Below are 692 nucleotides of genomic sequence, written 5' to 3' on the forward strand. Positions count from 1 at the left end.
ATCATTTGAACAGCGAGCAGGGAGTGTCCGCCAAGCGCAAAGAATGAATCGTGTCGACTGACCGTGTGGACGCCGAGGAGTTCACGCCAGATGTCGGCCAGTGCGATCTCGAGTGCACCGATGGGGGCTTCGTACGCGGCATGGGCGAGTGAGTCGGCATCCGGAGCGGGCAGTGCCCGGCGATCGAGTTTGCCGTTGGGGGTGAGAGGCAACGCGTGCAGCCGCACGAAAGCGCTAGGGACCATGTAATCGGGCAGGCGGCTGGCGAGCCAGTCGCGCAGTTCATCTGGCGATGTTTCGTTGCCTGTGACATAGGCCACCAGACGTTTGTCCGTGTCGCCGAGTGCGACTACGACGGCTTCGCGTATGGCGGGGTGCTCTGCGAGAGAGGTTTCGATTTCGCCGGGCTCGATGCGGAAGCCGCGAATTTTAACCTGGTGGTCGTTGCGACCGAGGAACACAAGATTGCCGTCGGGCAGGTAGCGGGCCAGATCGCCGGTGCGATACATGCGGGCATCGGAGTGATGGGAGAAGGGATCGGGGAGGAAGCGTTCGGCGGTCAGTTCTGGGCGGTTCAGATAGCCACGAGCCACGCCTGCGCCGCCGATATACAGTTCACCCACTGCGCCTAGCGGCACCGGTTGACCGTGGCTGTCTAGCAGGTAAATCCGAGTGTTCGAGATCGGTCGGCC

The 692-nt window shown here is 62.4% G+C and carries 1 protein-coding gene; it reads right to left on the minus strand.

The window, feature by feature from the left end; translation table 11 throughout:
• A partial coding sequence (locus M3I56_RS40795; RefSeq protein ID WP_254358698.1) for a non-ribosomal peptide synthetase occupies positions 1-692 on the minus strand: 692 nt, incomplete at both ends.

The sequence above is a fragment of the Paraburkholderia sp. CNPSo 3281 genome (assembly GCF_024206515.1).
Taxonomy (GTDB): Bacteria; Pseudomonadota; Gammaproteobacteria; order Burkholderiales; family Burkholderiaceae; genus Paraburkholderia; species Paraburkholderia nodosa.